Genomic DNA, 7,751 nt, shown 5'->3' with positions numbered 1-7,751 from the left:
GCCCCCTTGACGCATGTGGTTGCCTCCGGCAGGCCATACGGGGAGAACACGACGCCCTTCACCCCCGGAGGCGCTGCCCGTCCGGCGAGGACGCTCTTAATCCCTAGACAGCACCCCACGCCTCAGCGAGCGCACCCCATACCCCAAGCGGACGCACCCCAAGCGGACGCACCCATCACCGCCAGGTGAACCCGCGAAGCAAGAACACGACCGAAGCCATCCCCAACGACCCCAAAGCCGGCCCGTACGCCCCCAGGACCAGCAACAACACCCCAAGCCCGGCGAACACCGCGGCCAACGAGTACGTCAACACCGGATGCCGAGGCTTCCCGGCGACCAGGGCGGTCGCAAGAGCAGGTTCCTCATCAGCCAACCGGGACTCGATCTCGATCAGCGTTCTGCGCTCGGATTCGCTCAACATCGACCGCTCCTCCCACGACCCTGCCCGCGCCCACAGCCCTGTCCGGCACTCCCGACTACCCACCCCGGGTACCCCGAAAACCCGTCCCACCCGCTCCGACGTGCCCGACCTTCATTCGGTTGCACGTGGAATCACCCCTGAACCGGTCAAGCCACCCGCCCGCCCACCTCACCGGGACAGCGCCACCAACCGGGACACCGCCCGCAGGTACTTCTTCCGATACCCCCCGCGCAACATCTCCTCGGTGAACAACTCCGACAACGGCACCCCGGACACCGCCACCGGGATGTCCCGGTCGTACAACCGGTCCCCCAACGCCACCAACCGCAACGCCACCGCCTGATCCGCAGCCGGCACCACCCCACGCAGGTGCACGGCGGACACCCCGTCCACCAACCGCCCGTACCGGGACGGATGCACCCGGGCCAACGCCGAACACAACTCCCCGAAATCGTCCAACGTCGCCCCGGGCATCCCCTCGGCCCGAGCAACCAACTCCGAGTCACTCATCGGATCAGGCGCCGCGGGCAACCCCCGGTGCCGGTAGTCGGGCCCGTCCACCCGCACCACCGAGAACCGGGCCGACATCGCCTGGATCTCCCGCAGGAAGTCCGCCGCCGCGAACCGCCCCTCCCCCAACTTGTCGGGCAACGTGTTGGACGTCGCGGCCACCGACACCCCGGCCGCCGTCAACTCCTTGATCAACCGGGTCACCAGCATCGTGTCGCCGGGATCGTCCAGTTCGAACTCGTCGATCGCCAGCAACCGGTGCCCGGACAACCGCTTCACCGTCTCCACGAACCCCAACGCCCCCACGAGGTTCGTCAACTCCACGAACGTCCCGTAGGCCTTGGGCCCGGGCACCGCGTGCCACAACGACGCCAACAGGTGGGTCTTGCCCACCCCGAACCCGCCGTCGAGGTACAGCCCCCGCTTCGCCTCCGACGGCGTCTTGCGGAACAACCCGCCGAGCCACCCCGACCGCGTCTCACCCACCCCGGCCGCGAACGCCGCACAAGCCTTCACGGCGGCAGCCTGACTGGGCTCCTCCGGATTGGGCACGTACGTGTCGAACCGCACCAGGTCGAACCGGGGCGGAGGGACCATCGCGTCGACCAACTCGTCCGCCTGGACGTGCGGATCGCGATCGGACAGGCGGGGTGGGGCGGACATGCGACGCAGCCTAACGGCGTGCTGGGATGTTCTTGTGCGGATGTTGTGGCGACCACGTGAAGATGTCCAGACCCCCCCGATCGGTGACCGGGACCTCGAACACCTCTACGCGTACCCACCCGGCCTGACCAGGCCTTTCGTCCAGGTGAACTTCGTGTCCAGCCTGGACGGCGCGGTCAGCGTCGACGGTCGTTCGGCCGCCCTGGGCAACCCGGCGGACAAGCGGGTCTTCGCCCTGGGCCGCGACCTGGCCGACGTGGTCCTGGTCGGCGCCGGCACCGCGAACGCCGAGGGCTACCGGGGCGTCAAGGCGACCGAGGTCCGGGCCGAACGCCGGGCCCGCCTCGGCCTGTCCCCCGTCCCCCCGATCGCCGTGGTCACCGCGAGGTGCTCGATCGCCCCGACCTCGCCGCTGGTCACCGACACCACCACGCCGCCGATCATCCTGACCACGTCCGCCGCGCCGCCCGACCGCCTGACCGCGCTGATCGACGCCGGCGCGGACGTCGTGCTCGCCGGCGACTCCCGGGTCGACCTCCACGCCGCCCTGTCCGCCCTGGACGACCGCGGCCTGCGGCGGATCGACTGCGAGGGCGGCCCGACCCTCTTCGGCGCCCTGATCGACGAGGACCTGGTGGACGTGCTGTGCGTCACCTACGCACCGCTGCTCGCCGGCGGCGGCGCGGGCCGGATCGCCTTCGGCCCCTTCCCGGACGCACCGCGAGCCATGAGCCTCGACTCGGTCCTGGAGCACGACAGCGCCCTGCTCCTGCGCTACCGCCGCGCCTGATCTCCCCCCATCCACACCGCCCGCGCGATTCCACCCCGGCCATCCTGCTGCGCCAAGCCGCTCCACCAGGCAGGATGGCCGACGTGGCGCTACCGCTGACCCCTCCCGTGCAGCCGATGCTGGCCAACGCGGTCGACGCGATCCCGACCGACTCGGACCTGGTGTTCGAGCCGAAGTGGGACGGCTACCGCTGCCTGGTCTTCCGGGACGGCGCCGACCTCACCCTCCAGTCCCGCAGCGGCAAGCCGCTGAACAGGTACTTCCCCGAGGCGGTCGCCGCGCTGGCCCGCACCCTGCCGCAGCGGATCGTGCTCGACGGCGAACTGGTCGTGGCCAAGGACGACCGGCTCGACTTCGACGCCCTGTCCGAGCGCATCCACCCGGCCGCGAGCCGGGTGAAGCTGCTCGCCGAGCAGACACCGGCCAGCTTCGTGGCGTTCGACCTGCTCGCGCTGGGCGACGACACCCTGCTCGACGCGCCCGGCACCACCCGCCGCGCCCGCCTGGAGGAGTTGATCACCCCGGGCGACTCCCTGTACCTGACCCCGGCGACCACGGACGTGGCGCTCGCCACCCAGTGGTTCGAGCTGTTCGAGGGCGCCGGCCTGGACGGCGTGATCGGCAAGCCCGCGTCCGGCCCCTACACACCGGGCAAGCGGACCATGATCAAGGTCAAGCACCAGCGCACCGCCGAGTGCGTGGTGGCGGGCCTGCGCTGGCACAAGGACACCGAACCGGGCACCGCCGTCGGCTCGCTCCTGCTCGGCCTGCACGACGACCGGGGCGTGCTGCACCACGTGGGCGTCGTCGGCTCGTTCAAGGCCGCCGAACGCCGCGCGCTGGCCGCCGAGTTCGCGGACCTGATCACCGACACCGACCACCCGTGGCTGGTCGAACCGGACGGCCGCCGGCTGCCCGGCGAGATCAACCGGTGGCGCGGCAAGCACGCGGAGTGGGTGCCGCTGCGCCCGGAACGCGTGCTGGAGATCGCCTACTCGCAAACCGAGGGCGCCGCGCCGGCCCGACTGCGGCACAACGGCCAGTTCCGCCGCTGGCGCCCGGACCGCGAGCCGGAGTCGTGCGGCTACGACCAACTCGACCAGCCCGCCCGCTACGACGTGGAGTCGGTGCTGCGCGGAGAGGTGCGCCCCGCGTAACCGCAGAACTGCGGTGTGCGACCGTCGTGCCATGGCGGACGTTCAAGCGCTGGTGGCCGAACTCGACCAGCGGATGCTGCGCGACTACCGGCGGATGACCGTGTGGCGGCAGGTGCACCGCACCACCGGGATGCTCTACACGGTGGTGCTGATCCTCGTCCCGGCGGTGCTCGCGGTGGGTTTCACCACCTCGGAAACCGTGCTGGGCAAGACGTTGTTGCTGCTCGCGGCCGTGGTGGGCGGGTTGAACGTGACGTTCAAGCCGTACCTGCACAGCCAGAAGCGGCGACGCGACGTGAACACGATGCGGCGCCTGCGGGACGAGTTCCGCGGCGAGGTGGCCAAGGCGGGCGACAACGCGGTGGAGGTCTACGACAAATACTCGAAGGCCTACTCGACCGTGTTCGAGGCCCGGGGCGGCGACCTGGTGGACGGGGCGCTCAGCGCCGACGAGGCGGCGCCACCCAAATAGAACACGCCCACGCCCGTCCGGACCCGACTCGGCCCCCGCGGAGCCCAGCTCCACGGCCCCGGCCTCAGGCCTCAGGCCTCAGGCCGAAGAGTCAGACCTCCGGACGGGCGTACCGGGTGGCACCCACGCTCGCGAGCACCACACAGCACACCGCGACCCACTGCGCCGGCCGCAACGCCTCGTGCAGCACGACCAACCCGGCGACCGCGGCCACCGCCGGCTCCAGGCTCATCAGGATGCTGAACACCCGGGGCGGAATGCGCCGCAACGCCTCCAACTCCAACGAGTACGGCACCACCGACGACAGCAGCGCCACCGCGCCACCCGCGATCAGCACCACCGGGTCCAGCAGCGCCGACCCCGCCTCGGCCACCCCGAACGGCAGCACGAGCACCGCGCCGAACGCCATCGCGAGCGCCAGGCCACGACCGTCCGAGGTCCGGCTGCCGAGCTTCGCGCCGAGCAGGATGTACCCGGCCCAGCAGGCGCCCGCGCCCAGCGCGAACCCGGCCCCGACCAGGTCCAACCCACCGTCCGCCCTGGTCAGCAGCACGACGCCGGTCGCCGCGAGCAGCGCCCACAGCCCGTCGAGCCAGCGCCGCGACCCGAGCACGGCGACCGCGAGCGGCCCCAGGAACTCGATGGTGACCGCCGCGCCCAGCGGGATCCGCACGATCGCCTGGTAGAAGCACAGGTTCATCGCGCCCAGGACCAGGCCGAACCCGGCGACCACGGCCCAGGTGCGCCGGTCGAGCCGCAGCGACGGCCGCCACACCAGCAGCAGCACGACGGCCGCGAGCGCGAGCCTCAGCGTGACCGTGCCCATCGCGCCCACGTGGGTGAACAACTGCTTGGCGACCGCCGCTCCCACCTGCACGCTGACGATGCCGAGCATCACCAGGGCGGGTGGCGGGACGGCGCCGAAGGCCCTGGCGGAAGCCTTGAGGAAGCCCGATCCGGACAGCGGGCCGCTCGGGACGCGTTCGACGTTGGCCATCACCACGTGGACCATCCTCCCTGTTCCGCTCACCGAAGTCTCACCTGGACTGTGTGAGGCTCTCCACCAGCCGATGGGAGAGAGCGAGGGACGACTGTGCCGCTTCGGCGTCACGCCGCCTGGTTGGTGGTGGCTTTCAGCGCCCTGGCGGCGTGCAGCGCGGGTCCGTCGAACCGGCCGGTGATCGCCGTGCACGGTGGCGACGAGGAGTCCGCGCAGGCCGCCGCGCCCACCGGACCGCGCGAGATCCCGCCGTTGGACGAGTACGACCGGAACGCCCTCGACTGGGCGGACTGCACCGACGCGACCCGGCTGCGGATGGGCGACACCGCGCCCGCCGGCTCCTCGACCTACGAGTGCGCGCGGGTGAACGTGCGGCTGGACGCGCCGTCGCGGCCGGGTCGCGGCACGCTGGGCATCGCGGTGCTGCGGGTCGGCACCGGCGCGAGCCCGCTGGTCGTCGTCGGCGACCCGGGCGGTGAGCCGGGCACGCTCAAGGCCGCCCGGTTGGCGGCGTCGCTGCCCGCGTCCGTGCTGAGCACGTTCACCCTGATCGGGGTCGACCGGCGGGGCACCGGCAAGTCCGACGGCGTGCAGTGCGTGCCGGACCTGGCCCGGGTCGGGATCGTGGAGTCCGACCCCGCCTCCGAGACGCAGGACGCGCTGCTCGAGGACATCGGCCGGGCCAGCCAGGAGTGCGTGCTGGACCTGGAGAACCGGCTGACCGCGGTCGACTCCTGGCGCACGGCGGCGGACCTGGAGCAGCTGCGGGACAAGCTGGGCGTCGCCCACCTCAACGCGCTCGGCGTCGGCGACGGCTCGAAGGTGCTGACGCTGTACGCCTCGCGCTACCCCGACCGGATCGGGCGCATGGTGTTCGACGGCGCGCCGGACCCGACGCTCGACTCCCAGGGCGTGGCCGAGTCCCGCGCGGTGGCGGCCGAGAGCACGTTCGAGGCGTTCGGGAAGGACTGCGTGGTGCGCTCCTGCCCGCTGGGCGCGGACGCCACCGGGCGGTTCACCGCGCTGCTCAGCAAACTCCGGGTGAAACCGTTGCGGGGCAACGACTTCGATCTCACCCCGGGCACAGCGACGGTGGCCGTCCTGGCCGGTCTGGCCGACCGGGCGGCGTGGCCCGCGCTGGCCGACGCGCTGGTCGCGGCCGAGGGTGGCGACGGCGCGAAGCTCGGCGACCTCATCCGCTCCTACGTGGTCGAACGCGACGACAACCCGCCGCGGCTGGACGCCGGGCTGATCACCGGGTGCAATGACACGGTGGTCCGGATCCCGCCGGAGCGGGTCGCGACGATCACCCAGGACTGGCGCGGCAAGCACCCGCTGTTCGGCGCGTACTTCGCCCGCCAGCTGCTGTCCTGCGGCCCGTTCCCGGTGCCGCAGCCCGCGAAGGTGCCGCAGCTGACGAGCGCGCCGCCGATCGTCGTGGTGACCACCTCGGGCGACCCGGTGACCCCGCAGTCCGGCTCGGAGCGGGCCGCGCAGGCCCTCCCGGCCGGCATCGCGATCGGCTGGCAGGGCGCGGGCCACTCCGCGATCCCCGTCTCCGCCTGCGCCACGGCCGCCGCCACCGAGTTCCTGGTGAACGGCACAACCCCGACCTCGGGCACCGTCTGCCCGCCGTGACCCCGTCCACTCCGGCGATCACCCCGGGGTGACACCGGCGAACGAAGGCCCCGACGTCTGCGGACGCCGGGGCCTTCCCAGGTGGACTGAAACCGCGCTAGCAGCTCGAACAGCAGCCGCAGCCCGGGCCCGTGCAGCCGGTGCAGCAGCCACAACCGTCCAGAGCGGGTTCCGGGGTCTTCGGCTCCACAACCATCTCGGCCTCCCGTGGATCGAGCGGACATCCAGGACTACGAACGTAGGTGTGTCCCGCGACACGCTCTACCGCCACGCGTGGGAAGTCCGGTCACCCGATGGAACCGACTCCGCTCGATGGAAGTCGCACATCGTGGCCGCGGGTCACGAGCCCAGATCATCAAGCGCCCGTTGGGCTTCCTCCAACTCGGCCCTGAGCTGCTCGACTCTCGCGAGGTGACGTTCCCTCGCCGCGTCGAGCACCGCCTCCACCGCCTCGGACACCTCGGGCAGCAGCAGCCGTGCCGCCTGCCCGACCGCGGACGCGGCGATGGGCGCGGACTTGAGGGTCCGCTTCGCGCCCGTCTGGACGTCGACCGTCCACTCACCCTCGGCGGTGGACGTCAGCGTCACGGTCACCTCGGCGGGCTTCGCCTTGCGCGCGGCGGGCTGGCGCGCGGGCGCGGGCTTCTCCGGTTGCGGCTTGCGCTCCGGGGCGGGCGCGGGCGCCGGGGTGTAGATGTGCTCGACCGGCGCGGGCGCGGCGGGTGCCGGCGCGGGCGGCTCCACGACGGCGGGCTTGCGCCGCGGCGCGGGCTTCTCCAGCGTCAACTCCGCCGGGGAGAAGGACAACTCGTCCTTCGCGCCCGTCGGCCGGACCTGGATGAAGTCGCCCTCCTCGGGTTCGGTGAACGACACCACCTTCGCCGAGCGCCCCGCCTCCACGCCGACCGCGGCGGACGTGAACCACACCGCGGGCGGTCGGCCTTCGGCGAGCTCCGTGCGCAGGTGGTCGACATCCTGCGGTGACAAGCCCTGCTTCGCCTTCGCCATCGGTACCTCCACGACCGCCGATCAAGATCCGTCGTGGGGAAGCTTGCCCTACGGCACCGACAATTCCCCACTCCCCCGGGAAGAACACCGCG

General features: G+C 72.1%; 8 protein-coding genes. 4 read left to right on the top strand and 4 right to left on the bottom strand.

Features of this window, described 5'->3' with window-relative positions:
- Positions 1 to 175: 175 nt before the first annotated feature.
- Positions 176 to 421, bottom strand: coding sequence for a DUF3040 domain-containing protein (locus AB0G50_RS31715; RefSeq protein WP_360116147.1), 246 nt, complete (start codon positions 419 to 421; stop codon positions 176 to 178).
- 168 nt (positions 422 to 589) lie between these two features.
- Positions 590 to 1,594 (bottom strand): cell division protein ZapE, encoded by a 1,005-nt coding sequence (gene zapE, locus AB0G50_RS31710; protein ID WP_360116144.1) that lies wholly within the window; start codon positions 1,592 to 1,594, stop codon positions 590 to 592.
- Positions 1,595 to 1,634: 40 nt separating this feature from the next.
- Between zapE and AB0G50_RS31705 the strand changes: the two genes are divergently transcribed.
- From AB0G50_RS31705 to AB0G50_RS31695, 3 genes are all read left to right on the top strand, one after another.
- On the top strand, positions 1,635 to 2,384 hold the full coding sequence (locus AB0G50_RS31705; protein ID WP_360116141.1) for a pyrimidine reductase family protein: 750 nt from the start codon (positions 1,635 to 1,637) through the stop codon (positions 2,382 to 2,384).
- A gap of 74 nt (positions 2,385 to 2,458) precedes the next feature.
- Positions 2,459 to 3,541 (top strand): ATP-dependent DNA ligase, encoded by a 1,083-nt coding sequence (locus tag AB0G50_RS31700; RefSeq protein WP_360116138.1) that lies wholly within the window; start codon positions 2,459 to 2,461, stop codon positions 3,539 to 3,541.
- Between the two features lie 31 nt (positions 3,542 to 3,572).
- Positions 3,573 to 4,013 (top strand): hypothetical protein, encoded by a 441-nt coding sequence (locus AB0G50_RS31695; RefSeq protein WP_360116135.1) that lies wholly within the window; start codon positions 3,573 to 3,575, stop codon positions 4,011 to 4,013.
- Between the two features lie 91 nt (positions 4,014 to 4,104).
- On the opposite strand, the gene AB0G50_RS31690 is transcribed toward AB0G50_RS31695, so the two are convergent.
- Complete coding sequence (locus AB0G50_RS31690) at positions 4,105 to 5,010, bottom strand: EamA family transporter (RefSeq protein WP_360116156.1); 906 nt, start codon at positions 5,008 to 5,010, stop codon at positions 4,105 to 4,107.
- A 129-nt stretch (positions 5,011 to 5,139) separates the two neighbouring features.
- Between AB0G50_RS31690 and AB0G50_RS31685 the strand changes: the two genes are divergently transcribed.
- Positions 5,140 to 6,651, top strand: coding sequence for an alpha/beta fold hydrolase (locus tag AB0G50_RS31685; RefSeq protein WP_360116132.1), 1,512 nt, complete (start codon positions 5,140 to 5,142; stop codon positions 6,649 to 6,651).
- Between the two features lie 339 nt (positions 6,652 to 6,990).
- Here AB0G50_RS31685 and AB0G50_RS31680 read toward each other — a convergent pair whose 3' ends face one another.
- Positions 6,991 to 7,659, bottom strand: coding sequence for a DUF6319 family protein (locus AB0G50_RS31680; RefSeq protein WP_360116129.1), 669 nt, complete (start codon positions 7,657 to 7,659; stop codon positions 6,991 to 6,993).
- Positions 7,660 to 7,751: the final 92 nt, after the last annotated feature.

This window comes from Actinosynnema sp. NPDC020468, from assembly GCF_040642015.1.
GTDB lineage: Bacteria > Actinomycetota > Actinomycetes > Mycobacteriales > Pseudonocardiaceae > Actinosynnema.
The sequence above is the reverse complement of the archived record's forward strand: the minus strand, read 5'-3'. Positions and strand labels throughout refer to the sequence as shown.